General features: G+C 69.9%; 28 protein-coding genes. 14 read left to right on the top strand and 14 right to left on the bottom strand.

What is annotated here, in order from left to right; translation table 11 throughout:
- Positions 1 to 28: 28 nt before the first annotated feature.
- Positions 29 to 1,009 (bottom strand): sugar-binding transcriptional regulator, encoded by a 981-nt coding sequence (locus tag ACZ7PG_RS13365; protein ID WP_470239370.1) that lies wholly within the window; start codon positions 1,007 to 1,009, stop codon positions 29 to 31.
- A 128-nt stretch (positions 1,010 to 1,137) separates the two neighbouring features.
- Here ACZ7PG_RS13365 and ACZ7PG_RS13360 point away from each other — a divergent pair, with 128 nt between their 5' ends.
- Genes ACZ7PG_RS13360 through ACZ7PG_RS13340 form a run of 5 tightly spaced genes read left to right on the top strand, consistent with a single transcriptional unit; the run spans position 1,138 to position 6,346 of the window.
- Positions 1,138 to 2,142, top strand: coding sequence for a zinc-dependent alcohol dehydrogenase family protein (locus tag ACZ7PG_RS13360; RefSeq protein ID WP_470239369.1), 1,005 nt, complete (start codon positions 1,138 to 1,140; stop codon positions 2,140 to 2,142).
- Entirely contained in the window at positions 2,135 to 3,469 is a 1,335-nt protein-coding gene (locus ACZ7PG_RS13355; protein WP_470239368.1) for an ABC transporter substrate-binding protein, read from the top strand. The genes ACZ7PG_RS13360 and ACZ7PG_RS13355 overlap by 8 nt, the downstream gene beginning before the upstream one ends.
- A complete protein-coding gene (locus ACZ7PG_RS13350; RefSeq protein WP_470239367.1) occupies positions 3,469 to 4,401 on the top strand; it encodes a carbohydrate ABC transporter permease in 933 nt (310 codons plus the stop codon). Before ACZ7PG_RS13355 ends, ACZ7PG_RS13350 begins: the two co-directional genes overlap by 1 nt.
- Positions 4,398 to 5,270: a carbohydrate ABC transporter permease gene (locus ACZ7PG_RS13345; protein ID WP_470239366.1), complete on the top strand. Its 873-nt coding sequence runs from the start codon at positions 4,398 to 4,400 to the stop codon at positions 5,268 to 5,270. Before ACZ7PG_RS13350 ends, ACZ7PG_RS13345 begins: the two co-directional genes overlap by 4 nt.
- 2 nt (positions 5,271 to 5,272) lie before the next feature.
- Positions 5,273 to 6,346, top strand: coding sequence for an ABC transporter ATP-binding protein (locus tag ACZ7PG_RS13340; RefSeq protein WP_470239365.1), 1,074 nt, complete (start codon positions 5,273 to 5,275; stop codon positions 6,344 to 6,346).
- Between the two features lie 74 nt (positions 6,347 to 6,420).
- On the opposite strand, the gene ACZ7PG_RS13335 is transcribed toward ACZ7PG_RS13340, so the two are convergent.
- Genes ACZ7PG_RS13335 through ACZ7PG_RS13325 form a run of 3 tightly spaced genes read right to left on the bottom strand, consistent with a single transcriptional unit; the run spans position 6,421 to position 9,103 of the window.
- Positions 6,421 to 6,615 carry a ferredoxin gene (locus ACZ7PG_RS13335; RefSeq protein ID WP_155549027.1) on the bottom strand — a complete coding sequence of 65 codons (195 nt, stop codon included), beginning with the start codon at positions 6,613 to 6,615 and terminating at the stop codon, positions 6,421 to 6,423.
- A gap of 44 nt (positions 6,616 to 6,659) precedes the next feature.
- A complete protein-coding gene (locus ACZ7PG_RS13330) occupies positions 6,660 to 7,865 on the bottom strand; it encodes a cytochrome P450 (RefSeq protein ID WP_470239364.1) in 1,206 nt (401 codons plus the stop codon).
- A 14-nt stretch (positions 7,866 to 7,879) separates the two neighbouring features.
- Entirely contained in the window at positions 7,880 to 9,103 is a 1,224-nt protein-coding gene (locus ACZ7PG_RS13325) for a cytochrome P450 (RefSeq protein WP_470239363.1), read from the bottom strand.
- Positions 9,104 to 9,282: 179 nt separating this feature from the next.
- On the opposite strand from ACZ7PG_RS13325, the gene ACZ7PG_RS13320 reads away from it, so the two are divergent.
- Together ACZ7PG_RS13320 and ACZ7PG_RS13315 are read left to right on the top strand one after the other, a co-directional pair.
- Entirely contained in the window at positions 9,283 to 9,933 is a 651-nt protein-coding gene (locus ACZ7PG_RS13320) for a TetR/AcrR family transcriptional regulator (protein WP_470239362.1), read from the top strand.
- Between the two features lie 86 nt (positions 9,934 to 10,019).
- Positions 10,020 to 10,862: a GH12 family glycosyl hydrolase domain-containing protein gene (locus ACZ7PG_RS13315; protein ID WP_470239361.1), complete on the top strand. Its 843-nt coding sequence runs from the start codon at positions 10,020 to 10,022 to the stop codon at positions 10,860 to 10,862.
- Here ACZ7PG_RS13315 and ACZ7PG_RS13310 read toward each other — a convergent pair.
- The 8 genes from ACZ7PG_RS13310 to ACZ7PG_RS13275 form a co-directional block, all read right to left on the bottom strand.
- Complete coding sequence (locus ACZ7PG_RS13310; RefSeq protein ID WP_470239360.1) at positions 10,859 to 11,422, bottom strand: hypothetical protein; 564 nt, start codon at positions 11,420 to 11,422, stop codon at positions 10,859 to 10,861. The genes ACZ7PG_RS13315 and ACZ7PG_RS13310 overlap by 4 nt on opposite strands.
- A complete protein-coding gene (locus ACZ7PG_RS13305; protein ID WP_470239359.1) occupies positions 11,419 to 12,165 on the bottom strand; it encodes a hypothetical protein in 747 nt (248 codons plus the stop codon). Before ACZ7PG_RS13305 ends, ACZ7PG_RS13310 begins: the two co-directional genes overlap by 4 nt.
- A gap of 22 nt (positions 12,166 to 12,187) precedes the next feature.
- The gene (locus tag ACZ7PG_RS13300; RefSeq protein WP_470239358.1) at positions 12,188 to 12,502 is read right to left on the bottom strand and encodes a hypothetical protein; all 315 of its coding nucleotides are present in this window, start codon (positions 12,500 to 12,502) and stop codon (positions 12,188 to 12,190) included.
- Entirely contained in the window at positions 12,495 to 13,211 is a 717-nt protein-coding gene (locus ACZ7PG_RS13295) for a hypothetical protein (RefSeq protein WP_470239357.1), read from the bottom strand. Before ACZ7PG_RS13295 ends, ACZ7PG_RS13300 begins: the two co-directional genes overlap by 8 nt.
- Before the next feature lie 134 nt (positions 13,212 to 13,345).
- Positions 13,346 to 14,212, bottom strand: coding sequence for an aldehyde dehydrogenase family protein (locus ACZ7PG_RS13290; RefSeq protein WP_470239356.1), 867 nt, complete (start codon positions 14,210 to 14,212; stop codon positions 13,346 to 13,348).
- Complete coding sequence (locus tag ACZ7PG_RS13285) at positions 14,205 to 15,635, bottom strand: aldehyde dehydrogenase family protein (RefSeq protein ID WP_470239355.1); 1,431 nt, start codon at positions 15,633 to 15,635, stop codon at positions 14,205 to 14,207. Before ACZ7PG_RS13285 ends, ACZ7PG_RS13290 begins: the two co-directional genes overlap by 8 nt.
- Positions 15,635 to 16,609, bottom strand: coding sequence for a deoxyribose-phosphate aldolase (gene deoC, locus ACZ7PG_RS13280; protein ID WP_470239354.1), 975 nt, complete (start codon positions 16,607 to 16,609; stop codon positions 15,635 to 15,637). Before deoC ends, ACZ7PG_RS13285 begins: the two co-directional genes overlap by 1 nt.
- A gap of 84 nt (positions 16,610 to 16,693) precedes the next feature.
- The gene (locus ACZ7PG_RS13275; protein WP_470240748.1) at positions 16,694 to 17,308 is read right to left on the bottom strand and encodes a DUF1707 SHOCT-like domain-containing protein; all 615 of its coding nucleotides are present in this window, start codon (positions 17,306 to 17,308) and stop codon (positions 16,694 to 16,696) included.
- Positions 17,309 to 17,393: 85 nt separating this feature from the next.
- On the opposite strand from ACZ7PG_RS13275, the gene ACZ7PG_RS13270 reads away from it, so the two are divergent.
- Genes ACZ7PG_RS13270 through ACZ7PG_RS13260 form a run of 3 tightly spaced genes read left to right on the top strand, consistent with a single transcriptional unit; the run spans position 17,394 to position 19,403 of the window.
- A complete protein-coding gene (locus ACZ7PG_RS13270) occupies positions 17,394 to 17,816 on the top strand; it encodes a protein-tyrosine phosphatase family protein (protein ID WP_470239353.1) in 423 nt (140 codons plus the stop codon).
- 5 nt (positions 17,817 to 17,821) lie between these two features.
- Positions 17,822 to 18,445: a uracil phosphoribosyltransferase gene (gene upp / locus ACZ7PG_RS13265; RefSeq protein ID WP_155549038.1), complete on the top strand. Its 624-nt coding sequence runs from the start codon at positions 17,822 to 17,824 to the stop codon at positions 18,443 to 18,445.
- A gap of 34 nt (positions 18,446 to 18,479) precedes the next feature.
- Positions 18,480 to 19,403 carry a pentapeptide repeat-containing protein gene (locus ACZ7PG_RS13260; protein WP_470239352.1) on the top strand — a complete coding sequence of 308 codons (924 nt, stop codon included), beginning with the start codon at positions 18,480 to 18,482 and terminating at the stop codon, positions 19,401 to 19,403.
- Here ACZ7PG_RS13260 and ACZ7PG_RS13255 read toward each other — a convergent pair.
- A complete protein-coding gene (locus tag ACZ7PG_RS13255) occupies positions 19,385 to 20,770 on the bottom strand; it encodes a hypothetical protein (protein ID WP_470239351.1) in 1,386 nt (461 codons plus the stop codon). The genes ACZ7PG_RS13260 and ACZ7PG_RS13255 overlap by 19 nt on opposite strands.
- 76 nt (positions 20,771 to 20,846) lie before the next feature.
- Between ACZ7PG_RS13255 and ACZ7PG_RS13250 the strand changes: the two genes are divergently transcribed.
- On the top strand, positions 20,847 to 21,416 hold the full coding sequence (locus tag ACZ7PG_RS13250) for an RNA polymerase sigma factor (protein ID WP_470239350.1): 570 nt from the start codon (positions 20,847 to 20,849) through the stop codon (positions 21,414 to 21,416).
- A complete protein-coding gene (locus ACZ7PG_RS13245; RefSeq protein WP_470239349.1) occupies positions 21,413 to 22,672 on the top strand; it encodes a hypothetical protein in 1,260 nt (419 codons plus the stop codon). The genes ACZ7PG_RS13250 and ACZ7PG_RS13245 overlap by 4 nt, the downstream gene beginning before the upstream one ends.
- On the opposite strand, the gene ACZ7PG_RS13240 is transcribed toward ACZ7PG_RS13245, so the two are convergent.
- A complete protein-coding gene (locus tag ACZ7PG_RS13240) occupies positions 22,645 to 23,262 on the bottom strand; it encodes a TetR/AcrR family transcriptional regulator (protein WP_470239348.1) in 618 nt (205 codons plus the stop codon). The two genes, ACZ7PG_RS13245 and ACZ7PG_RS13240, sit on opposite strands and share 28 nt — an antisense overlap.
- Positions 23,263 to 23,346: 84 nt before the next feature.
- Here ACZ7PG_RS13240 and ACZ7PG_RS13235 point away from each other — a divergent pair, with 84 nt between their 5' ends.
- Together ACZ7PG_RS13235 and ACZ7PG_RS13230 are read left to right on the top strand one after the other, a co-directional pair.
- Complete coding sequence (locus tag ACZ7PG_RS13235) at positions 23,347 to 23,748, top strand: MerR family transcriptional regulator (RefSeq protein ID WP_470239347.1); 402 nt, start codon at positions 23,347 to 23,349, stop codon at positions 23,746 to 23,748.
- Positions 23,749 to 23,798: 50 nt separating this feature from the next.
- Entirely contained in the window at positions 23,799 to 24,722 is a 924-nt protein-coding gene (locus ACZ7PG_RS13230; protein WP_470240747.1) for an aldo/keto reductase, read from the top strand.
- Positions 24,723 to 24,750 lie beyond the last annotated feature (28 nt).

The following is a 24,750-nucleotide window of genomic DNA, read 5'->3' as shown; positions in this document are numbered from 1 at the left end:
TCACGCGTGATTGGAGGGGCGACACGGCTCAGCGGGGTGGGTTCTTCGCTGCCAGGGCCAGGAGGGGGACCGCGGCCGCGGCGTCGGTGATCAGGGTCGAGACCATTCCCGACCGCAGGACCGCGTCCACCGCTGCCGCCTTCGGGCGGCTGTAGCCCAGCGCGATCACCTCCGGGACCGCCGTCAGCTCCTCGTGGCTGATCGCCAGCACGTGGTGGGCCAGGCCCGTCGACAACGCGTTGCCGGACGCGTCGAACAGCCGGGCCGCGACCTCCGCCGTCGCGCCGCGGGCCGCGATCGCCGCGCGCTCGGCCTCGTCCAGCGCGTCGTACACCGTCGACTCACCCGGCTGCCACGCGCCGATGCTGACCACGGCCTTCGTCAGGTTCCGGAACTGCCCGAACGTCTCCGCGATGCCCGGCTGGCGCCGCAGCGTCTCGGTGGTCCGGCGGTCCGGCAGCACGAGCGGGCCGAAGATCGGGTACGCGTCGCCGCCGGACACCGCCGTCACGCGGCTGACCGTCTCGACCGAGCGGCCGCGCATGTCCATCCCCGCCTGCACCCCGCACAGCTGGACGATCGGGCACCGCGGCAGCGCCCGGATCGCCTCGGTCATCGCGTTCACCGAGCGCGCCCAGGAGAGCCCGACGACGTCGCTCGGCCGGACGATCTCCTCCAGCAGCCGCGCCGCCAAGGTCCCGATCTTGGCCCGGACGACCTCCCGCGGTTCGCGCTCGGGTGAGCGTTCGAGCACCAGGGCCCGCTCCAGGCCGTACGCCGAACGCACCTCGTCCGACAGCGCCAGATCCACCGGGGCCGGCAGCGAGAACTCGACTCTGACCAGGCCGGACTCCCTGGCCGTGTCGAGCATCCGGGCGACCTTGAAGCGGCTGACGCCGAACTCGTCGGCGATCTCCAGCTTCGAGCGTCCCTGCACGTAGAAGCGCCGGGCGATGGTGGCCAGCAGGATCGCTTCAGTCAGCGACGGCAGCTTCTTCGACGCGCTCATATGAGCACTATAGCCCGAAATCTGCCGGAAAGGTTGACGTAACACCGAGGTCAGTCCTGTAATGCCTTCACATGTTCTCGACGCCATAGGTCACCGCCGCTCATATGAGCGCGAGAAAGGGGCTAGGCATGCGTGCCGCCATCGTCGACCGGCCCGGTGAGATCAGGGTCGGCGAGGTGCCCGATCCAAAACCCGGAGAACGCCAGGTCGTCGTCAAGGTCGGAGCGTGCGGGATCTGCGGGACCGACCTGCACATCGCCGACGGGCACTTCCCGCCCACGCCGTATCCCATCGTCCCCGGGCACGAGTTCGCCGGGGAGATCGTCGAGCTCGGCGCGGACGTGCCGGGCGAGTGGAAGGTCGGCGACCGCGTCGCCGTCGACCCGTCGCTGTTCTGCGGCTACTGCGGCCCGTGCCGCGCCGGCCACGGCAACCTCTGCGCGAACTGGGGCGCCACCGGCGACACCGTCAACGGCGCCTTCGCCGAATACGTCGCCGTCCCGTCGTCCACCTGCTACCGCATGCCCGACTCGATGACGTGGGAGCAGGGCGCGCTGGTCGAGCCCGTCTCCTGCGCGGTGCACGGCGTGCGCCGCGTCGGCGTCGAAGCCGGAGAGCGCTTCCTCGTGGTCGGCGCCGGCACCATGGGCCTGATCATGCAGCAGCTGCTGCAGCGGTCCGGCGCGCAGGTCACGGTGGTCGACCGCAACGAGGCCCGGTTGCCGCGGGCCACCAGCCTCGGCGCCGTCGCCACCGCGAAAGACGTCAGCGAGCTGAACGGCGAGAAGTTCGACGTCGCCGTCGACGCCACCGGTGCCGCCCCCGCCATCGAAGCCGCGTTCGACTCGATCCGCCGCGGCGGCCGGCTGCTCGTCTTCGGCGTCGCACCGGCGGAAGCCCGCGTCGCGCTCTCGCCGTTCCGCATCTACAACGACGAGATCACCATCGTCGGCTCGATGGCCGTGCTGCACAGCTTCGGCACCGCGCTCGACCTCGTCGGCAGCGGCGCGATCGACACCGATTCACTGCTCACGGACACGTTGCCGCTGGAGCAGTACCCCGAGGCGCTCGCCAAGATGCGCAGCGGCTCGGGCCTCAAGGTGCAGGTACTCCCGGGAGGCGGCCGTGCGTAAGCTCCTCACCCTCTTCGCGGCGACGTCGCTGCTGGCGACAGGCTGTGCCGGCGCCGGTTCCCTCGGCACCGGTAACTCGACGCTCGTCATCGCGATCGTGTCCAACCCGCAGATGAAGGACGCGATCTCCCTCGCCCCGGAGTTCGAGAAGGCGACGGGGATCAACCTCAAGTTCGTTTCCCTGCCCGAAAACCAGGCGCGCGCCAAGATCACCGCGTCGACCGCCACCGAGGGCGGCGAGTTCGACGTCGTGATGATCAGCAACTACGAGGCCCCGCAGTGGGCGGCCAACGGCTGGCTCGAGAACCTCGAACCGCACATGGCGGCCACCCCGGGCTACGACGAAGGCGACTTCATCCCCAGCATCAAGCAGTCGCTGTCGTACCAGAACCAGATGTACGCGGTGCCGTTCTACGGCGAGTCGTCGTTCCTGGCCTACCGCAAGGACCTCTTCGAGAAGGCCGGGATCACCATGCCGGCCAAGCCGACGTGGCAGCAGATCTCCGAGTTCGCCGCGAAGCTCGACGACAAGGCCAACGGCGTCGCCGGCATCTGCCTGCGCGGCAAGCCGGGCTGGGGCGAGAGCCTCGCGCCGTTCACCACGGTGGCCAACACCTTCGGCGCCCAGTGGTTCGACAAGGACTGGAACGCCAAGCTGACGTCGCCGGAGTTCAAGGAAGCCGCGAACTTCTACGTCAACCTGATCCGCGACCACGGTGAGGTCGGCGCCTCCAGCGCCGGGTTCTCCGAGTGCGGCACGCGCTACACGCAGGGCAACGCGGCGATGTGGTACGACGCGACGGTCATGGCGGGCACCAACGAGGACCCGTCTAGCAGCAAGATCGTCGGCAAGTCCGGCTACGCGCCGGCGCCGGTCGTCAAGACGCAGGCCAGCGGCTGGCTCTACACCTGGGCGCTGGGCATCCCGAAGGTCGCCAAGGACAAGGACGCGGCCTGGAAGTTCATGGCCTGGATGACCGACAAGGCGTACGTGCAGAAGGTCGGCCAGACCTACGGCTGGAACCGCGTCCCGCCGGGCGTGCGGCAGTCCACGTACGACATCCCGGACTACGCCAAGGCCGCCGCGGCCTACGCGAAGCCCACGCTGGACGGGATCGCGGACGCGAACCAGCAGAAGGCCATGGCGAACCCGGTGCCCTACCCCGGCATCCAGTTCGTCGGCATCCCCGAGTTCCAGGACCTGGGCACCCGGGTGAGCCAGCAGCTGTCGGCGGCCATCGCCGGCCGCGAGTCGGTAGACGACGCCCTGAAGCAGTCCCAGGACTACGCCCAGACGGTGGGCGACTCCTACAAGGCGGTGCAGTGATGTCCACGCTCTCCGTAGATGCCCCCACCTCCCCGTCCCACGCGAAGGCCGCGGAAAGGAAAGGCCTGAGCACCGCGGCCAAGCGGCGGCTGCCGCTGCTGCCCGCGCTGATCTTCGTCATCGCGGTGACGCAGCTGCCGTTCCTGCTCACCGTGTTCTACTCGTTCCAGTCGTGGAACCTGGTCCGGCCGGGCTCGCGGCACTTCGTCGGCCTCGACAACTACATCGACGTCTTCAGTGACACGACGTTCCTGGTGGCGTTGCTCAACACGGTGCTGCTGACCGTGGTGTGCGTGCTGGTCGCGCTGCTGCTCGGCCTCGGCCTGGCGATCCTGCTCGACCGGAAGTTCTTCGGCCGCGGCGTCGTCCGGACGCTGCTGATCACGCCGTTCCTCATCCTGCCGGCGGCCGGTGCGCTGCTGTGGAAGACGACGGTGTTCGACCCGACCTACGGGCTGCTGCACTTCGTCTTCGGCACCGACACCGACTGGCTTTCGGAGTTCCCGCTGGCGTCGGTGATGGCGCAGATCGTGTGGCAGTGGACGCCGTTCATGATGCTGCTCATCCTGGCCGGCCTGCAGAGCCAGTCCAAGGAGGTGCTGGAAGCGGCCTCCGTGGACGGCGCGAGCCGGTGGCGCACGTTCGCGTCGATCACGCTGCCGCACCTGTCCCGGTTCCTGCAGCTGGCGACGCTGCTGGGCGCGATCTACATCGTGAACAGCTTCGACGCGATCTTCCTGATGACGCAGGGCGGGCCGGGCGTGTCCAGCACCAACCTGCCGTACTACATCTACCAGCGTGCGTTCGAAGGCTTCGACGTCGGCCAGTCGTCGGCGATGGGCGTGATCGTCGTGATCCTGACGATGATCGTCGCGACCTTCGCGCTGCGCCTGATGTTCCGGACCTTCTCGGTGGACGGAGGCATCAAATGACCACAGTGGACACTCGACCGGAGACGGCCACCGCCGCCCCGCCGGCACGCAAGCCGAAGCGCAAGACCGGCCCCGGCGTGCTCACCGCCGTCACCTGGATCATCGCGATCCTGTTCGTCTTCCCGCTGCTGTGGATGATCCTCACGGCGTTCAAGCAGGAGGCCGACGCCTACACCGACCCGCCGAAGCTGTTCTTCAGCCCGACGTTCGACCAGATCGCGAACGTGCTGAAGGGCGGGTTCCTGCCCTACCTGTCGAACTCCGCGTTCGTCACGGTGCTCTCGACGGTGCTGGTGCTGCTGCTCGGCATCCCGGCGGCGTACGCGCTGTCGCTGGCGCCGGTGAAGAAGACGTCGAACGCGCTCGGCTTCTTCCTCTCGACGAAGATGCTGCCGATCGTCGCGGCGATCATCCCGCTGTACATCATCTCCCAGAACACCGAGCTGCTCGACACGGTGTGGGCGCTGGTCATCCTCTACACGTCGATGAACCTGCCGCTGGCCATCTGGATGATGCGGTCGTTCTTCCTGGAAGTGCCGCACGAGATGATCGAGGCCGGGCGGATCGACGGCGCGAACCTGCCGACGCTGCTGCGCAAGATCATCATGCCGGTGGTCGCGCCCGGGATCGCCGCGACCGCGCTGATCTGCGTCATCTTCTCCTGGACCGAGTTCTTCTACGCGGTCAACCTGACGGCGGCTCGCGCCGGCACCGTGCCGGTGTTCCTCGTCGGGTTCATCACCAGTGAGGGCCTGTACTGGGCCCAGCTTTCCGCCGCCGCGCTGCTGGCCTCGCTGCCGGTGATGATCGTCGGCTGGATCGCGCAGAACCACCTCGTCCGGGGTCTGTCGATGGGAGCGGTGAAGTAGCCATGGCCGGAGTCAGTTACGAATCGGCGTCGCGGATCTACCCGGGCGCGCACGAGGTACGGGCCGTCGACCAGCTCGACCTCGCGGTGCCGGACGGCGAGTTCCTCGTCCTGGTCGGGCCGTCGGGCTCGGGCAAGTCGACGGCGCTGCGGATGCTCGCCGGGCTCGAGGACATCGACGAGGGCGCCATCCACATCGGCGACCGCGACGTCACGCACCTGCCGCCGAAGGACCGGGACATCGCGATGGTGTTCCAGTCCTACGCGCTGTACCCGCACATGACGGTGGCCGACAACATGGGCTTCGCGCTGAAGCTGCGTGGACTGTCCAAAGCGGACATCGACGCCAAGGTCGGCGAAGCGGCGAAGATGCTGGACCTGACGAAGTTCCTGGACCGCAAGCCGAAGGCGCTGTCCGGCGGGCAGCGGCAGCGCGTCGCGATGGGCCGGGCGATCGTCCGCGAGCCGAGCGTGTTCCTGATGGACGAGCCACTGTCCAACTTGGACGCGAAGCTGCGGGTGGAGACCCGCGCGAACATCGCCCAGCTGCAACAGCGTCTCGGGACGACGACCATCTACGTCACCCACGACCAGGTCGAGGCGATGACGATGGGCGACCGGGTGGCGGTGCTCCGCGACGGCGTGCTGCAGCAGTGCGCGTCGCCGCGGGAGCTGTACGAGAACCCGACGAACTCGTTCGTGGCGGGCTTCATCGGCTCCCCGGCGATGAACCTGGCGACGCTGCCGCTGACCGAAGGCGGCGTCAAGCTGGGCGACGTCACCCTGCCGCTGCCCCGGTCGGTGCTGGCGGCCGCGGGCGACCTGCGCGAGGTCGTCTTCGGCGTGCGCCCGGAGTCGCTGGAGCTGGTGTCCGAGGGCGGCTTCGAGCTGGTGGTGGAGCTGGTCGAGGAGCTGGGCGCGGACGCGTACCTGCACGGCAAGGTGGGCGACGACCGGTTCGTCGTCCGCGTCGACGGCCGCACCCCGCCCCGGATGGGCGACAACGTCCGGGTCGGCTTGCGCGGCGAAGGCGAGACCCACGCCTTCAACCCGGAGACGACACTGCGCCTCTCCTGAAAAGGCTCTCCTGAAGAAACAGGCCACGGCCACCTCGCGGGAAACCCCTTGCCCGCGAGGTGGCCGTTCCCTCGCTACTCCTGCAACGAGAGGGCCTGGCTGGGGCAGACGTGCACCGCTTCGCGGGCCTTCTCGACCAGCTCGCCCTCGGGCTGCTCGTTCAGGACGATGACCGTGCCGTCGTCCTCACTCTGGTCGAACAGCTCGGGCTCGGTCAGCACGCACTGCCCGGCGCCGACGCACTTGCCGGTGTCCGCGATGATCTTCATGGTTCTTCTTTCTGCCTCTGGTGGGAAACGCAGCTCTTCGATCTCTACCAGGTCACCGGCAGCCGGTACAGGCCGTAGATGTTCGCGTCGTCCTTGAACGGCAGGTCGTCCACGTCGGCGCCCAGCGCCAGCGTCGGGATGCGCCGGAAGAGCGTGTCGAAGACGATCTGCAGCTCCATCCGGGCCAGGTTCTGGCCGAGGCACTGGTGTGGGCCGAAACCGAACGCGACGTGGTGGCGCGCGCCGCGTTCGATGTCCAGCTCGTCGGCGTTCTCGAACGCCCGCGGGTCGCGGTTCGCCGCGTAGCCCAGCGCCAGCACGCCTTCTCCGGCGCGGATCAGCTGCCCGCCGACCTCGATGTCCTCGACGCACAGGCGCGCCGTGGCCGCGTCGACGATCGTCCAGTAGCGCAGCATCTCCTCGACGGCGTCGAGCGTCTTGCCCGGGTCGGCCTTGATCGCCGCGAGCTGCTCCGGGTTGCGCAGGAACGCCACCGTGGACAGCGAGATCATGTTCGCCGTCGTCTCGTGCCCGGCCACCAGCAGCAGGAAACCCGTCGCGGCCAGCGAAGCACGCCGGTAGGTGCCGTCCTCGCGGAGCTTGGCGATCTGCCGGCCGAGCAGGTCGTCCGGCGGGTTGTCCTCCTTCTGCGCGATGAGGTCTTCCATGTAGCCGCGGATGGTGTCGAACGCCGCCCGCCGCTCTTCGGGCGGGGTCGCGCGCTTGATCAGCTTCGCCGTGTGGGTCTGGAAGAAGTCGTGCTGGTCGTAGGGCACGCCGAGCATCTCGCAGATCACCAGCGACGGCACCGGCAGCGACAGCGCCTCGACCAGGTCACCGGGCTTCGGCCCGGCCAGCAGCTGGTCGATCTGACCGTCGACGATCTCCTGGATCCGCGGCCGCAGCGCCTCCATCCGGCGCACGGTGAACTCGCCGAGCACGGCCTTGCGGGCCGGCCCGTGCTCGGGCGCGTCCATGGTGATCATCGTGCGCTCGTCGCCCTGGCGCCGGAACCCGCCCTTGACCAGCTGCGGAAAGTCCGGGTGCTGCCGGTCGGCGCTGAACCGGCGGTCGTTCAGGACCGTCCGGACGTCCTCGAGCCGGGTGACCACCCAGGCCTGGCCGCCGTCGGGCAGCCGGACCCGCGAAACGGCGTCCTCTTCGCGGATCTCCTCGTACGCCGGCGGCGGCGAGAACGGGCACGTGCGGGTCATCGGGAACTGGTGGACCGGCTCCTCGACTGTCGTCATGGTTTCCCCCTCTTTCACCAGGTGACGGGCAGGCAGTACAGACCGAAGATCGACGAGTCGTGCTTGAACGGGAGCTGGTCGACGGGTGCGGCCAGCTTGAGCTCCGGGAGACGGCGGAAGAGCGTGTCGAAGACGATCTGCAGCTCCATCCGGGCCAGGTTCTGGCCGAGGCACTGGTGCGGGCCGAAGCCGAACGCGACGTGGTGGCGCGCGCCGCGCTCGAGGTCCAGCTCGTCCGGGTTGTCGAACGCCTCCGGGTCGCGGTTGCCGGAGTAGCTCAGGCCGAGCACGCCCTCGCCCTCGCGGATCAGCTGGCCGCCGATCTCGAGGTCCTCGGTGGCGACGCGCGACGTCGCGAACTCCGCGATCGTGAAGTACCGGAGCAGCTCCTCGACGGCGTCGAGCGTCTTGCCGGGGTCGTTCTTGATGAGCTCGAGCTGGTCCGGGTTCTCCAGCAGCGCGACCGTGCCGAGGGAGATCATGTTCGCCGTCGTCTCGTGCCCGGCGATGAGCAGCAGGAACGCCAGGGAGACGAGCGAGTCGTGGTCGGCTTCGCCGTGCTCCTCGCGCTGCTTGGCGACCTGGCGGCTGAGCAGGTCGTCGGCCGGGTCGGTCTCCTTGGTGGTGACCAGCTGGTCGAGGTAGGCCTGCAGCTCGTCGACGGCCTTGATCCGGTCGTCCTGGTCGACGTCCCGGTTGAGCAGCGTCGAGCTGCGGACCTGGAAGAACTCGTGGTCGGCGTACGGGACGCCGAGCAGCTCGCAGATGACCAGCGACGGTACCGGCAGGGACAGCGCGGTGACCAGGTCGGCGGGCTTCGGGCCGGCCAGAATCGCGTCGATGTGCTCGTCGACGATCTGCTGGATGCGCGGCTGGAGCGCCTTCATCCGTTTGACCGTGAACTCGCCCACGACCTCGCGCCGGGCCGCGCCGTGCTGCGGCGGGTCCATGTTGATCAGCGACGCGGTGAAGTTGGTCCGCCGGATCGGCCGGCCCTGCTTGGTCAGGAACGGGAAGCCGGGGTTGAACCGGTCGGAGCTGAACCGCGGGTCGGTGAGCATCTGCCGGACGTCCTCGAGCCGGGTGATCGCCCACGCCTCCTGGCCGGACTGCAGCTCGACGCGCTGGACCGGCCCCGATTCGCGCAGCTTCTCGTACGCCGGCGGCGGAGCGAACGGGCAGCTTCGCACCATCGGGAAGACTTCGTCCTTCGTGGTGGGATCAGCGACTTCGGTCATATCGGGCCCCCTAAAACGGACTAACAGTATGCGGAGGATTACATTCCGGTTCTGTTCCCCAAGGTACCGAAGCGGAAGGAAGTCGTCCACTAGCTAACGGGTGACTCACTTGAGTCCGAGTGCGTGGCCGCTTGACCATGCGAGAATCACCCCGCGCGATCCAGCGAGAGGCGAACGGCATGACGGCAGACCCCGAGACCACCCTGCGGGCGGACGCGCGCCGCAACCGCGACCAGATCCTGGCCGCCGCGAAAGCCATCTTCGCCGTCTCCGGTCCCGAAGTGCCGATGGAGGAGATCGCCCGCGCGGCCGGCGTCGGCGTCGGCACGCTGTACCGCCGGTTCCCGGACCGGGACGCGCTGGTCCGGGCGGTCGCGATGGACAACTTCGAGCGGGTGCTGATCGACGCGCGTGCGATCGCCGCCGAGGAGACGTCGTCGTGGCGCGCGCTGGAGCGGCTGCTGCGGCAGTCGGTCGAGCTGCAGCTGAGCATCCAGCTGGCGATGGTGTCCCACCGGGCGCTGGTGATCCTGAAGGGCGACCCGGAGGTCCGGCGCCTGCGGGACGAGATCCTGGCGGTGGTGGACGACTTCGTCCGCGGCGCCCAGGCCGAGGGTGTGCTCCGCCCGGACGTCGGCGCGGGCGACATCGCGATCCTGTTCGCGACGCTGCTGCGCCAGATGCGGGCGAAGTCCTCGGACGTGGCGGAGATGGCGGCGCGCCGCTGCGTCGGCATCATGATCGACGGCCTCAGCGCGCACCCGCGCACGGAGCTCCCGGGCCGGCCGATCACGGCGCACGATCTGGACCCCGCCGACGATCACAGCTGATTCTTTGGTTTTCGTGTTAGTGTTCCGCCTCGTTCTGCCGAATTCGGGTTGCGGGCGGGAAAATGCGACGAAGAATGCTGGCCGTGGTGTTGACGATTCCCTTCCTGGTGGTCACCGGCTGCGGTGACGGCCCGGTCGGCGGCGCCGCGGCACCCGCCCCGGCGGCCGCCACGACGACGCCGCCGGGCACGTCTGCCGCTTCGGCGTCGCCGACGCCGTCTTCGTCGTCTTCTCGTTCGGTGGCACCAACTCCGACGCCACCGGCGACGACTCCGGTGCGCGGCTGCCGCAGTCCGGAGTTCACGACGTCGGAGGCCGACGGCGGCTGGTCGGACGGCGGCTACTACGTCCACAACAACATGTGGAACCAGGACGAAGCGGGCCCGGAAACCCTCCGTGCGTGCGCGTACGACAACTGGTACGTCGATTCCACCCAGTCCGACTCGACGTCGGTGAAAACCTATCCGAATGTGCACAAGGACATCAACGAACAAAAAGGGAAACCGTTCAACGACTATTCGGTGATCCGGACGACGTTCGCCGGCCGCGGCCCGGGCGTGGGCATCTACGACGTGGCGTACGACCTGTGGCTGAACGGAGTGGGCGACGGCGCCGGCGTCAGCGAGCTGATGGTGTGGACGGAGAACCGGAAGCAGCAGCCATCGGGCGACAAGCTGGCGACGTACACGGCGGGCGGAGCGACGTACGACGTCTGGGCGGACGACGACGGGTACGTGGCGTTCGTTTCCCGGGCGACGCAGTACTCGGGGAGCCTGGACCTGAAGGCGATGATCGCGTGGGCGATCGGCAAGGGCCTGATCCCACCGAACCCGACGGTGAACCAGATCGGCTACGGGATCGAGTTCTGCTCGACCGGTGGGGGCAAGGCGAGGTTCACGCTGACGGACTTCTCGGTGACGATGAGCTAGCGGGCGTACCGCTGGATGGTGCGCTGGGAAGGACGGAACAGCGGCCACCCGACCACGAGATCGGCCAGCGTCAGGCCGACGGCGAGCACGGGCAGCAGGAGGAACAGCGCGATCGGCGGCGTCACCGGGTGCACGTTGGACGCGTGCGGGCCGCCGGCCCAGGTGATGTTCGCGGTGTAGCTCGTCAAGAAGAACAGCGCGGAGAGGATCGAGCCCACGGCACCGGCGACCAGGACGATCGCTCCGGTCGCCGCCGGGCGGGCGTCGAACAGGAAGCCCGTCCCGCCGGGGTGGCGGCCGAGCGAGACCCAGCCGCGGGCCATGGTCATGGTCACCCCCGAGACCGCCAGGAACAGCCCGAGGAATATGCCGGCGCTGGTGGTGAGCATGGTCATCGGGCCGGTCGCGGTGGGGAGCACCGGACCGATCACGGGCATGCCGACCCCGACCAGGAGCGCGGCGGCCAAGGTGACTGCCCCGAGCGCGGAGCCGAGGCGGCGGATCCGGTGGGCCAGCTTCGGCGGGATCCAGATGCTGAGCGACGGTGCGGGCTCGATCATCCGGCAGTCCGCCAATCGCCCGGGTGCGACATGGCGCCGGTGTCGGTCTGCTGCCAGCCCTCGCCGAGGTCGTCGGCTTTGTCGTGGATCGCGACCAGCTCGTTTTGGATGGTGTCCACCGTCGTGTCGATCACGTTGATGATCGCGAACACCGCGGTGATGCCGGCCACGATCTCCGCGCTGAGGATGCCGAGCGCGGCAGGCAGTCCGACGACGGTCGCCGCACTGACGATGGCGGCCGCGGTCGCCCCGACGAGGCCCCAGATGATCGAGTTGTAGGTCAGCCAGAACGTCTCGACGGCATCGGCGAGATTGGTGAGCGAGTCCCGCATCTGCCGGCCGAGGTCCTTGGCGGCATCGATCTTCTTGAGCTGTTCGGAAAGGGCGATCTTGTAGGTCTCGGCCGCGGGGCCGCTCCAGTGCACGGCGGTTTTCAAGGACGCCGGATCCAGGGTGCCGGCGGCTGTGCCGAGCCGCTGCGTGAACTTGTCACCCCACTCGGCCGCGTAGGCCCGCAGCTTGGCGGGGTCGCCTTTGTCCCGCTCGAACTTCTCGTTGGCCTTCTCGAATTCGGCGATCTTGTCGCCGATGAAGGCGAGACCCTCCCGGATTGGCTTGACCAGGTCGGCCAGCGCGTCCGGGATCCACTCCAGCGTATCCCGGACCCGCCGGAGCAGGTCTTCCACGAGCTGCCTGAACTTGTCGTACCCCGCGAGCGCTTGGTCGATCACGTCGTTGGTCATCGGTCCGGTTCCCCTCGTGTCCTCAGCGTTCGCCGGTCTGACGCAGTTTCCGCTGATGTTCTTCTTCGGAGACCCGGTACATCGCGGCCCCGCGGTGGAGACTGTCCGCTATCCGGTGGAAGTTCAGGGCACCCCGCCGAAGGGAGTCTTCGAGCTTGGCGAGAGTCAGCCCGTACTGGTGGTCGAAACCCCGGCCGGCCGCGTAGCTCATGACATCGGCGGATGTCAGGCCGAGCGGTGCGACCACTGCCCCTGCCTCGCCGAGACCGACGGCCGCTTCGTCCCAGGCGGCCGCGTCCGACTGCAGAGCTTCCAAGGCCACTTCGATGTCACTCATGGTCCTTCAGCTCTCCCTTCGACGCCGGCGAACCGTTGACCCGGACGAGGCGGATCAACCGGCCGGGATCGTGGACCAGGCTCAGGAGCTCAGCCGTGGCCTTTCCCACCTGGCGATCCGTGCCGTCCGGAACCGAATCGCGGCGGAGCGATACGAGGACCTCGGTCAGTTCGGCTTCGACCTCGGCGTTTCTCGCGATGGACGCCCATGTCGCGTCGATGTCCAGACCGACGTAGCGCCCGCCCTGGGCGGTCCCCGAGACGTGCCCGCCGGAGCTCGCCGCGGCGACCGGACGATCGGCGGCGGCCAGGCGAGCCGAGATCTCATCGACCTCGGCCAGGACGGCATCGCCGAGCCGGAGAACGTCCGGCGCGGTGAGCGGAGTCTCCTCCGTACCCGTGTGGGGCGGCGATGGAGGATTCCGCTGGGTGTCCTGGGTCTGCCTCACCAGGGCCTGGATGGTCGCCGCGTTGGCCGCGGCCAACGCGCTCGAGTGCAGGCCGCGCGGGTCGACCTTGCTCTTCCAGCCCGCGGCGAGCTCGACCTTCCGGACCTCGCCCTCGGGACTGACGGTCACCGTCACCACCGCGTCCGGGTCCTGTCCGGTGGGGTCCGTCGGCTCCGGCTCGTCGTCCCGGACCGGTGCCGGGGTCTCGCCGTCGTCCCAGAGATCGGTCTCCGCCTCGAACGCCCATTCGTCGTCCGGCATCTGCACCCTCCCCGATGCGTCACGCTCCGTACCTGGCTGGGACTGTACCGGTGAAGGAGGCGAGCGTCAGCCGAAGCGCGTGAAAGCGACGGAGGCCACCACCCGAACCCGGGCAGTGGCCTCCGCTCGTGACCTCAGACGCCCAGCGGGTGCCAGACCGTCTTGGCCTCCAGGTACCGCCGCAGCCGGGCCAGGTCGGGTGCCGACGTCCAGTCCGGCTCCGCCTCCGGGACCGTCAGTACCCGCTTCACCGTGTTCGCCGCTTCGCGCGCCAACTCGACGCGGTCTTCCGGGGCCGCTCCCGTCGGGTCCAGGGCGTTCACGTCGCCGTGCGACGCCAGCCATGAGCCCAGCTCGGATGCCCGCCCCGTCAGGATGTTCGCCACTCCGCCCGGGACGTCCGATGTCGCCAGGACCTCCGACAGCGTGATCGCCGGCAACGGCCTCTCCGCGCTCGAGACCACCACCGCCGTCGAGCCCGTTGCCAGGACCGGGGCCAGCACGCTGACCAGGCCCAGCAGGGACGACTGCTGCGGCGCCAGCACGCCGACCACTCCGGACGGCTCCGGGACCGTGAACGAGAAGTACGGGCCCGAGACCGGGTTCGCCGATCCCAGGACCGACGCGATCTTGTCCGTCCAGCCCGCGTACCAGACCCAGCGGTCGATCGCCGCGTCCACAATGGACTCGGCCTTCTTCGGTGCCAGGCCTTCCGACGCCGAAACCTCCGCGATGAACTGGTCGCGACGGCCTTCCAGCACCTCGGCCACCCGGTAGAGCACCTGGCCGCGGTTGTACGCCGTCGCCGCGGACCAGCCCGGGAACGCCTTGCGGGCCGCCACCACCGCGTCGCGGACGTCCTTGCGGGATGCGTGCGCCGCGTTCGCCAGGAACTTGCCCTTGCTGTCCGTCACCGGGTACACCCGGCCGGACTCCGAGCGCGGGAACTTGCCGCCCACGTACAGCTTGTACGTCTTCGCGACGGAGATTCGGTCAGACATTCAGGTATGCCTCCAGCCCGGTGCGGCCGCCTTCGCGCCCGAAGCCGGATTCCTGGTAGCCGCCGAACGGGGCGGCGGGGTCGAAGCGGTTGAAGGTGTTGGCCCAGACCACGCCGGCGCGCAGCTGGTTCGCCATCCACAGGATCCGGGAGCCCTTTTCGGTCCAGATGCCGGCCGAAAGCCCGTACGGCGTGTTGTTCGCCTTCGCCACGGCCTCGTCCGGCGTGCGGAACGTCAGCACCGACAGCACCGGGCCGAAGATCTCCTCGCGCGCGATCCGCATCGACTGGTGGACGTTCGCGAACACCGTCGGGGCGAAGAAGAACCCGCGGTCCGGCACCGGGCACGGGCTGGTCCAGCGCTGCGCGCCCTCGGCGTCACCCGCTTCGACGAGGCCCTGGATCTTCGCCAGCTGCTCGGCCGAGTTGATCGCGCCGACGTCGGTGTTCTTGTCCAGCGGGTCGCCGACGCGCAGCGTCGAGACGCGGCGGCGGAGCTTCTCCAGCACCTCTTCGGCGACGGACTCCTGCACCAGCAGCCGTGAGCCCGCGCAGCAGACGTGGCCCTGGTTGAAGAAGATGCCGTTGACGATGCCCTCGATGGCCTGGTCGAGCGGCGCGTCCTCGAAGAGGATGTTCGCCGCCTTGCCGCCCAGCTCCAGCGTCAGCTTCTTCGGCGTGCCCGCGACCTGGCGCTGGATCGCCTTGCCGACCTCGGTGGAGCCGGTGAAGGCGATCTTGTCGATGTCACCGTGCTCCACAATGGACGCACCGATGTCGCCCGCGCCCGGCAGGATGTTCACCACGCCCGGCGGCAGTTCGGCCTGCTGGCAGATCTCGGCGAACACCAGCGCGGTCAACGGCGTCGTCTCGGCCGGCTTCAGCACGACGGTGTTGCCGGTGGCCAGCGCCGGCGCGATCTTCCAGGCCAGCATCAGCAGCGGGAAGTTCCACGGGATGATCTGGCCCGCGACACCCAGCGGCTTCGGGTCGGGGCCGTACCCCGCGTAGTCGAGCTTGTCCGCCCAGCCCGCGTGGTAGAAGAAGTGCGCCGCCGCGGTCGGGATGTCGGAGTCGCGCGACTCCTTGATCGGCTTGCCGTTGTCGAGGCTCTCCAGCACCGCCAGCTCGCGCGAACGCTCCTGGATCAGGCGCGCGATGCGGAAGAGGTACTTCGCGCGCTCGGTGCCCGGCATCTTGGACCAGGTCGAAAAAGCCTTGCGCGCCGCCTTCACCGCAGTGTCCACATCGGACTTCGACGCGGTGCCGACCTCGGCCAGCACCTCTTCGGTCGCCGGGTTGATCGTCTTGAGCGGCTCACCCGAGCCGTCGACGAATTCGCCGTTGATGAAGGGCTTGTAGTGGTCCTTGAGGTTCGCGATGGCGCGCGACTCGGGCGCCGGTGCGTACTCGAAAACGGGCATCAGTCCACCGTCACGTAGTCGGGGCCGCTGTAGTGGCCGTCCACCTGGGTGCGGCGCTGCAGCAGCAGGTCGTTGAGCAGGCTGGACGCGCCGAAGCGGAACAGGTCCGGGGTCAGCCACTGCTCGCCGGCGACCTCGTGCACCGCGACCAGGTACTTGATCGCGTCCTTCGTCGTCCGGATGCCGCCGGCGGGCTTGACGCCGCGCAGCTCGCCGGTCTGCGCGTGCCAGTCGTGGACGGCCTGCAGCATGATGTGGGTGACCGGCAGCGTCGCGGCGGGGGAGACCTTGCCGGTGGAGGTCTTGATGAAGTCGCCGCCGGCCAGCAGCGCCAGCCACGACGCGCGCCGCACGTTGTCGTAGGTCGCCAGCTCGCCGGTCTCGAGGATGACCTTCAGGTGGGCGTCGCCGCACGCGGCCTTGATGGCCTGGATCTCCTCGAAGACGTCCAGGTAGCGGCCCTCGAGGAAGGCGCCGCGGTCGATCACCATGTCGACTTCGTGCGCGCCGGCGTCGACGGCGATCTTGGTGTCGGCCAGCTTGATCTCACGGCTGGTGCGGCCCGCGGGGAAGCCGGTCGCGACGCTCGCGACGTGCACCCCGCTGCCCTTGAGCGCTTCGACGGCGGTGGCGACCATGTCCGGGTACACGCAGACGGCGGCGACGCGCGGGGTGTCCTGGCGCTCGGGATCGGGACGGACGGCCTTCGCGGCGAGCGCCCGGACCTTGCCGTGGGTGTCGGCGCCCTCCAGCGTGGTCAGGTCGACCATGGAGATGGCGGTGTCGATGGCCCACCGCTTGGCGTCCTTCTTGATGCTGCGCGTGCCGAGGCCCGCCGCGCGCTGCTCGACGCCGACCTGGTCGACACCGGGCAGCCCGAGCAGGAAGCGGCGCAGGCTCGCGTCATCGCGAGTCGCGTCCACCAGCGGTGCCGGGGTGGCCGGCGCCGCTGACGTGCTGGTCGTGGCTGTCATGCGCCTGAGTCTAGGCGGCGGGCCCGGCGGCGCGAGCCCCCATTGGGTGTGACGCTGAGTGCGTGACGCGTCACAACGCCGAGGTCAGGCCCCTTCGATCTGCGGCGGTTCCGACCGCTTGGCCGGCTTCCGGTAGATGACGACCCCGCCCCAGAAGCCCAGCCCGTTGATCTTCACCGTCGGGGCCGTCGGTGGGGCGGGCGGCGCCCCTGACTTGTCCTCCAGCACGAACCCGCCCATGAACCCGATCCCCGTCACGTCCACGTTGATGTCGTCCGGGACCGTGATCGTGATGCCGCCCATGATCGCGACCGCCGTGATCGTGCAGTGCCGGTCCGCGAAACGGGCCTGGCGCAGGTCGATCTCCGTGCCGCCCCAGAACGCGAAGCTCGTGTGCTGCGGGGGCAGGACCCAGCTGCCCTTGCGGACCGCGCCGGACATGACTCCGATCGACACCGGGCTGCCCGGGTGGCCGCCGATGCGCTGGTCCGGGAAGCCGAGCGCCCGCGTCGGTGCCGCTTCGAGCGCGGCGGAGGAAGCCGGCAGGTCCGCCGTCACCGGTTTGAGCTCGCCGATCGTCTTCGCCGCGTAGATCGTCGAAAGCCGCTCTTCCAGCTCGTTCACGGTGATCCGCCCTTCCGAGAGGGCGTTGTGCAGCACCTGGGCGACGCGCTCGCGGTCCGCGTCGGAAGCCCTCATCTGATCGGGCGTCAGTTCGCTCACCCGGCGGAGCTTAGCGGCGAAAACCACCCTGCGTGTCCATCTTTCAGAGGACACTGAGCCGATGGTCGAGTTTCCTGACGGCGTCGAGGTCACCGGGCGAGGACTGGGCCGCCCGCGCCCCGACGGACCGGCGCCGGACTTCGGGCTTTACCTGGGGACGAGCCGGCTGCGGCGCAAGCACGGCGGGGGCATCACCTGGCCGCACGAATGGATCACCTGGCCCGACTTCCTGCTGCCGACCCAGCCCGAAGACGCCCGCGCAAAGATCAAGGCGCTCCACGAACGGGCCAAGGTCGAAACCGTCGAAGTCGCCTGTTACGGCGGCGCCGGGCGGACTGGCACGGTGATGTCCTGCCTGGCGATCCTCTCCGGCGTGCCGGCCGAAGACGCCGTCGCCTGGGTCCGGGAGCACTACCACGAACGGGCCGTCGAAACGCCCTGGCAGCGCGGCTGGGTGAAGAGCTTCGCGAAACGGCTAGATTGACCGGCATGGATGTGCACGTCGTCGATCACCCCCTCGCGAAGGCCCGGCTCTCCACGATGCGTGACGCGCGCACCGACAGCGCCGCGTTCCGGGCCGCGCTGCACGAGCTGACCGTCATGCTGGTCTACGAAGCCACCCGCGACGTGCCGGTCAAGACCGAGCGGATCCACACGCCGGTCGCGCGCACCGAGGGCTACAAGCTGGCCAAACCGCCGCTGCTCGTCCCGGTGCTGCGCGCCGGCCTGGGCATGGCCGACCAGGCGCACAAGCTGATCCCGGACGCGCAGATGGGCTTCGTCGGCCTCGCGCGCGACGAGGAGACGCTGAAGCCGACGCCGTACCTCGAATCGCTGCCGGAGTCGCTCGCCGACCGGCCGGTCATGGTGCTCGACCCGATGCTCGCCACCGGCGGCTCGATGGAGTACACGATCCGGCTGCTCACCGACCGCGGCGCCGACGACGTCACGGCCATCTGCGCGCTGGCCGCGCCGGAAGGCCTGGCGCACCTGGAAAAGACCGGCCTGCCGGTCCGCGTCGTCACCGCGAGCATCGACGAGCGCCTCAACGACTCGGGCTTCATCGTCCCGGGCCTCGGCGACGCCGGTGACCGCCAGTACGGCGCCGTCTAAGGCGTTGCCCCTCCTCAAGTGGCGGTGGGTCGCCGTGACCGCCGGCGTGGTCGCGGTCGTCACGGCCGGCCTGCTGTGGCTGCTGCTGGGCTGGTCCGGGTCGCCGGACGCGCCGGTGCGCATCGACGCCGTCAAGACGGCGTTCGGCATCGGCGCGGGCGCGGGTGGCGTCTTCGCGCTGTGGCTGGCGACGCGCCGCCAGCGCACGATGGAGCTGCAGCTCACCGAGACGACCCGCGTGGCGGCCGTGACCGAACGCGACCTCGAGGAGCGACGGGTCACCGAGCTGTACACGAAGGCCGTCGAGCAGCTCGGCAGCGACAAGGCGCCGGTGCGGCTCGGCGGGCTCTACGCGCTGGAGCGGCTCGGGCAGGACAACCCGAAGCAGCGCCAGACGATCGTGAACGTGCTGTGCGCGTACCTGCGGATGCCGTACAAGGCCCCGAAAATGGGCCTGCGCGGCCGGACCGGCGCCGAGCTCAGCCAGCGTTCGGAGCTCGACGACGACGAGCTCCTGGTCCGCCTGGCCGCGCAGGACCTGCTCAAGACGCACCTGAGCCACGACGCGCCGGGCTACTGGCCGGGGATGTCGCTCGACCTGCAGCGGGCCGTCCTGATCGACTTCCGGCTGAGCGGCTGCACCCTGGAGGCCGCGGACTTCAGCCGGGCCACGTTCGTCGGCGCGGTCCACATCCGCGGCACGACCTTCACCCGCCGGGTCGGGTTCTACGGCACGGAGTTCACCGACATCGCGAACTTCGACCGGACGGTCTTCGAGGAGGGCGCGTTCTTCTCGTGGGCGCACTTCGCCCGGGACGTCCGCTTCACCCGGATCCGCTCGGGTGGCCTGTTCCAGTGCTCCCACACGAACTTCGCAGGGGGAGTGGACTTCGAGGGCGGCGAACACCAGGAGCTCGACCTGACGGACGCGCTGTTCCCTCAGGAGGGAACCAAGTAGAGCTCCTGCCGCCCGAGCGTCGGCGCGTCGAGCGTCCAGTGCGCGAGCGCGTCCGACGGCGGGCTCGACAACCGGCGCAACACCAGGTCGGGACGCCGCGGGCGGACGTCGAAGTCGAAGAACGCGTAGTCCACCCGCAGCGCCGCGCGGACCCACCGGTCACCGGCGCCGCGGGCGTCGATGGCCGCGGGCAGCAGGCCGCGGTCGGCGAAGACGTCGACGATCGCGCACTCGCACGTGTAGGCCAGCACGCCGATCTCGCCGGCGCTGCCGATCACCCGGCCACCGGCGAGACCGCGCAGGTCGCGGCCGATTTCGGCGTACTTCGCGGTCGAGGCGTAGTTCGAAGTGAGCGGGGCGAACTCCCGGGGCAGCACCGCGCACGTGACCACACTGGCCGCGATCAGCGCGAGCACACCGCCGACCGCGATCCTTCCGGAAACCCGGGCGCACAGGAAGATCGTCGCCGCCGTGATCCCCGGGCCGTAGTACCAGTGGTACGGCGGAACGTTCAGCAAGAGGTACATCCCGTGGTAGAGCGCACCTCCCAGCGCCAGCAGCGAGAACGGCCGAAGCCGCCGGACGGCGAAGGGCAGCACCGCGAGCGGCAGGAACGACAGCACGGTCGTCCAGGGAGCGGTCCGGAGGTAGAACAACGGCCCGTTGGCGAAGTTCCAGTCGCCCCAGGCCCGTTGCGCGCCTTGCAGCGTCTTGATCACGAAGGTGTCCGGCACGGCCGCGCCGAGCACGACCCAGCTGAAGAGGAACCACGGCAGCGCGATGGCCAGCGCGCCGAGCAGGGCCCGGCCGGACCGCAGCGAGACACCCAGGACGACGGCGAAGATCAGCAGGTCCAGCCGCACGAGCGCGAGCGCGCCCGCCGTGATCCCGAACGCGAGCGGCCGCCGTTCGAAGGCGAAGACCGTGAGCCACCCGAGCACCGCCGAACCCAGCGCGACCTCGAGCCCGATCGACGAGAGCAGCAGCGGGTTCACCGTCAGCGCCGCGAACGTCAGCGCCGGGAACCAGCGCGGCAACGCCGTGCCGAGCCGGCGCAGGGCCAGCACCAGCGCGACCTGGCACAGCACGTACAGCACGCCGGCGGCGAAGACGGCGTCACGCACCACGAACGTCAAGGCGGCCAGGGCGAGGACGTTCGCCGGTGACGTCGCCGAGTTCGACGTCGCGTCGGCCAGCAGTCCCCAGTGCCCGTGGAAGGCGAGGTTGCGCGCGTAGGCGAGCGTGATGAACGTGTCGTCGATGAGGTGCGGCCGGGCCAGCAGGAACACCGCCGCCGACACGCACGCGACGGCCGCGGGCAGCCGCCAAGGCCGGGTCTGGTTGTCCGTGGTCCGGACCTGCTCCATGATCACGACCGGAAGTGGCCGCCCGGTTCGCGAAAGTTGCGCGCAACATCCGGGGCGGTGCCGGCCACTGAGGGGTGTGACCAGCCATGCGACGGGGGCGCCGGTGGACGATCGGGTCCTGTGGGACAAGGCTGCCGGGGGCGACGAAGCGGCCTTCGGCGAGCTGTTCGAACGGCACGCCGAAGCCGTCTGGAACCACGCCTACCGGCTGACGGGTTCGTGGTCCGCGGCCGAGGACCTCACCTCGAACACCTTCCTCACCGCCTGGCGCCGCCGTGCCGACGTGACGCTGGTGCGGGACAGCGCCTTGCCGTGGCTCTACACGGTGGCCGGCAACGCCGCGCGCGACGAGTACCGCGGCGCGAGACGTCGGCTGCGGCTGCTCCGCAAGATCCCGGACCCGCCGGTGGTGTCCGACCACGCCGACGCGGTGGCCGAGCAGCTCGACGGCGAGCAGCGCCTGCGCGAGATCGTCGAAGCCGTGCGGACGCTGCCGAAGTCGCAGCGCGCGGTCGTCGAGCTGTGCCTGCTCGGCGACCTGAGCGTCGCCGACGCGGCCGCGTTGCTGGCCGTCGCGGAGGTCACCGTCCGCGCCCACCTGTCCCGGGCCCGCGCCCGGTTGCGCACGCTGCTGGAGGAGAAATGAGCGACGACCTCCGAGGGCTCCCGCCGCAGCGCGAACTGCCGGACGACGTCCGGGACCGCCTGCGCGCGGAGGTCCGCGCCGGAACCGGGAAACCCCGGCGGCCCCGGCAGGTCTGGTACGCCGCCGCGGCGGCCGTCGTCGTGCTGGCCGCGGGCGCGGTCGTCGCGACGCAGGTGATCCGGCAGCCGGTCGCCACCCCCGGGCCGCCGCCGGACCCGGGAGACCACCTCACCCTCGACGCGAAGGTGGCGACGGCCGCGCTCGACCGCTGCTGGGCGGCCGTGGAGACGGCGGGCAAGACGGACCGCGTGCCCCCGCGCGAGGAGTGGGTCCCGCTGTTCACGGAGGTCTTGGGGGCGGAATCGGTGGTCGCGGCGACCGCCGCGGGCAAGCCGATGTTCTGCGACACCACGGAGACGACCGTGACGCTGTCGGACCCGGCGGCCACGCCCGCGTACGCGCCGGGCACGCGCACCGGATTGCTGCTGCAGAGCCCGACCGGCGTGGTCGCCGGGGTCGTGGACCCTCGTGCGGCGACCGCTTTCCTCGGGTCGCGGACCGAGGGCGGCGACACCGCGGGGGAGTCGATCCGCCCGTCGCCGGTCACCGGTCAGTTCATCGTGCTGACCCGGACCGCCCTGTGGACGACGACGCTCACCGTCGGAAGCCCGCCGGCACCGGGCGCGACCGTGCTGCCCCAGCCGCCACCCTGGCTGGTCATGGCGGTCGACCGGCCGGTCAACGCCGAGCGGACCTCACCCGCGGGCCGGGCGCTGGACGAGTGCCTGAACACCTCCGAAGAGGTGATTCCGGACGCGGCCGCGTACGTGCCGGGACCGCTGCTCGAAACCGGGGACTTCCGCGTAGTCATGGGGCGCCGGGGCGACCGGGTCGTGGTGTGTGAGACCCAGCCCGACTACTCGCGGCCGGCCTCGAGGTCTCGCGCGTTCCCCGACTTCGCCGGGCCGCAGACCCCGGCGGCGCGCACGTTGACCGTGGACACGCTGGGCGCGGTCGAGGCGGGCGCCCCGCGGGGGCACTCGCGGCACCCGTTCGTCGCGGCGCTGCCGCTGACGGCGACGAAGGCGACGATCGACTTCGGCATCGGGACGAGTGTCGAGGCCGACGTCGTCGACGGCATGGTCGCGGCCTGGGTCCCGGAGAACATCGACCTCTCCCCGGACGCGACGGTCCACGTGCGCGCGCGTGACTCGCTCAACCGGACCGTCTACGACGGTTCGTTGCAGCTGAGATGAGGCCGCAGCCAGCCGGAGGCGTTCGCACGCAGGGCCGTCTCGTACGAGCCCGTGACGTCGAACCCCTCCGGCAGGTTGCCGGTCAGCTCGAGGGAGACGAGCCCGTGCACGAAGGCCCAGCAGCCGACCGCGACCGTCTCCGGCGCGACGTCGAGGAAGACGCCGTCGGCGATCGCGCGGCGGATGATCGCCTCCAGCGGCTCGAGGGTCTTGCGGGCCAGCTTCTCGGCGTCTTCGTTGGGCTCGAACCCGGGCACCGACCTGGTGAACATGATCCCGTAGAGGTTCGGGTCGGCCAGCGCGCTGGCGCGGTAGGCGCTGCCGAGCGCGACGAGGTCGCCGACCGGGTCGCCGGTCAGCACGGTGCCGGCCATCCGGGCGCCGAACCGGCGGAAGCCTTCGGTGTAGAGCGCGTTCACCAGATCGGGTTTGCTGCCGAACAGGGAGTACACGGCGGTGGTCGACGTCCCGGCGTCGGCGGCCAGCTTCCGCAGGGAAAGCGCCTTCGGCCCGTCGGCGGCGATGAGCTCCCCGGCGCGGTCGAGGAGCTTCAGCCGGAGCGCTTCGTCGTGTGTCCGTGGTCGAGCCATCTACTCAGCGTATCGGAACGCTGTTATTTTTAGCCAGAACGGGGATTTGACCTGGAGTGCACTCCAGGTCGTAGTGTCGAGCTCATGAGCTACTCGATAGCGGAAGCCGCGCGACGTAGCGGACTGTCGATCGACACTCTCCGGTACTACGAGCGCATCAAACTGCTCGACCCGCCCGCGCGCGACACCGCGGGCCGCCGGGCCTACTCCGACGACGACCTCGGCTGGCTGGGGTTCCTGACCAAGCTGCGCACCACCGGGATGCCCATCAAGAGCATGCGCGAGTACGCGTCGCTGCGCCGCCACGGCGTCGCCAGCGCGGGCCGCCGCAAGGCTCTGCTGGTGGAGCAGCGGCGGTCGGTCGCCGAGCGGATCGCCGAGCTGCAGGGCTGCCTCGACATCCTCGACTACAAGATCGACAACTACGCCCAGGTCGAGCAGAAGGTGCTCGGCATCCAACCCGGTATGGAGGAGATTTCCGCGTGAAGACCAGGAAGCTCGGCGGTCTGGAGGTCGGCGCCCAGGGACTCGGCTGCATGGGGATGAGCCAGGCCTACGGCGTCCGCGACAACGACGAAGAGTCGATCGCGACGATCCACCGGGCCCTCGACCTCGGCGTCACGCTGCTCGACACCGCGAACGTCTACGCGAACGGCGTCAACGAGGAACTGGTCGGCCGCGCGATCGCCGGCCGCCGCGACGAGGTCGTGCTCGCGACGAAGTTCGGCATCGTGTGGACCGACGGCGCCATGGGGGCGCGCGGTGACGCGGAATACGTGAAGCAGTCCTGCGACGAGTCGCTGCGCCGGCTCGGCGTCGACCACATCGACCTGTACTACCAGCACCGCGTCGACCCGGACACGCCGATCGAGGAGACCTGGGGCGCGCTCGGCGAGCTGGTGGAGGCCGGGAAGATCCGGTACGCCGGGATTTCCGAGGCGAGCGCGGCGACGATCCGCGCCGCGCACGCGGTCCACCCGGTGACGGCGCTGCAGAGCGAGTGGTCGCTGTGGACCCGCGGCATCGAGGGCGAAATCCTCGACACGTGCCGGGAGCTCGGCATCGGCGTGGTGCCGTTCTCGCCGCTGGGCCGCGGTTTCCTGACCGGCGCGGTGCAGTCGATGGCGGACCTGCCGGAGGACGACATGCGCCGCGGCCTGCCGCGCTTCGCCGAGGGCAACTTCGAGCGCAACATGGCGATCGTCGACGCGCTGCGGAAGCTGGCGGAGGACAAGGGCGTCACGGCGGGGCAGCTGGCGCTCGCGTGGGTGCAGTCCCACGGCGAGGACGTCGTGCCGATCCCGGGGACCAAGCGCCGCAAGTACCTCGAGGAGAACGTGGCGGCGGCTGCGCTGGAGCTGACCGCGGACGACCTGGCGGCCATCGCGGCGGCGGCTCCCGCCGAGGCCGTCGCGGGGGAGCGCTACCCGGAGCGGCTGGCCCGCGCCGCCGGCAAGTGAGCACCTCCTTCTGAGCCTTTTCTGAGAT

Source organism: Amycolatopsis sp. NPDC114504 (assembly GCF_055633595.1).
Note: the sequence above shows the minus strand (reverse complement) of the source record. Positions and strands in the feature narration are given on the sequence as shown.